This window comes from Leisingera sp. F5, from assembly GCF_001593695.1.
Window position 1 is genome coordinate 1 of record NZ_LUKH01001337.1, and the last position, 1102, is coordinate 1102.

The 1102-nt window shown below is 61.0% G+C and carries 3 protein-coding genes; all 3 read left to right on the top strand.

From position 1 onward, the window contains the following. Positions 1–538: CDP-diacylglycerol--glycerol-3-phosphate 3-phosphatidyltransferase (gene pgsA, locus A2I95_RS41230; protein WP_291738059.1), on the top strand; the 538-nt coding region annotated here is incomplete at its 5' end. Beyond that, positions 538–783 carry a molybdopterin converting factor subunit 1 gene (gene moaD, locus A2I95_RS41235; protein WP_027256484.1) on the top strand — a complete coding sequence of 82 codons (246 nt, stop codon included), beginning with the start codon at positions 538–540 and terminating at the stop codon, positions 781–783. The genes pgsA and moaD, both read left to right, overlap by 1 nt. A 4-nt stretch (positions 784–787) precedes the next feature. Next, a partial coding sequence (locus A2I95_RS41240; RefSeq protein WP_291738060.1) for a molybdenum cofactor biosynthesis protein MoaE occupies positions 788–1102 on the top strand: 315 nt, incomplete at its 3' end.

Consider the following 1102-nt stretch of genomic DNA (forward strand, 5'->3'; position numbering starts at 1 on the left):
GACCGACTGGTTTGACGGTTACCTGGCACGGGCTTGGAAGCAGGAAACCAAGATGGGCGCGATGCTGGACCCGATCGCCGACAAGGCGATGGTGGTGATCGCGCTGATGATCCTGGTGGGCTATGCTGCTGAACACTGGACCCCCTGGCTGGTGCTGCCCGCCACGGTGATCCTGTTCCGCGAGGTTTTTGTCTCGGGCTTGCGCGAATATCTAGGCGACACGGCCGGCACGCTGAAAGTGACCAAGCTGGCCAAGTGGAAGACCACCGCACAGATGATCGCAATTGCTACGCTGTTTTCGCAGGGGATCTTTGAACATTACCTGGTGATGTCATCGTTCGGCATGGATGATCAGATCTACTCCCAGATCATCGCCGGAGAGATGGAAGATCTGTTCGGTCTGCGCTGGAAGGAGGCAGGTGTGATCTGGACTGGGCGCTTGGGCTTGTGGCTCTTGTGGATTGCTGCAGCGCTCACCCTGATGACTGGCGCTGATTACCTGCGCAAGGCACTACCGCATCTGAAGGAGGCCCATTGATGGATATTCTCTATTTCGCCTGGGTGCGCGAACGCATCGGCCTGCCGCGCGAGCGGGTGGAGACGTCGGCAGCCACCGTAGCGGACCTGGTAGAGGAGCTACGCGCACGCGAAGACCGCTATGCGGCTGCCTTTGCTGATCTCTCTGCCTTGCGGGTGGCGCTGGACCAAGAGCTGTCTGAGTTCGATGCTCCGCTGAAAGGGGTGCGCGAAGTTGCCTTTTTTCCGCCGATGACCGGGGGCTGAAGCTGTGCGGATCTCGGTTCAGGATGTCCCGTTTGAATTGGGTGCCGAAAGCGACGCCTTTGCGGCCGGCGTCCAGGGCGCCGGCGCCGTAGTGACCTTTACCGGCGTGGTGCGGGATGCCGATCAGGGCGGGCTGAAGGCGATGGAGATCGAACATTATCCGGGCATGACCAAAAAGGCGCTGATGGCCATCGCGGAAGAGGCCATGAAACGCTGGTCGCTGGCGGATGCACTGGTCATCCACCGTCATGGCCGCCTGACTCCGGGCGAGCGCATCATGATGGTCGCAACCGCCGCCCGCCACCGCAAGGATGCGTTT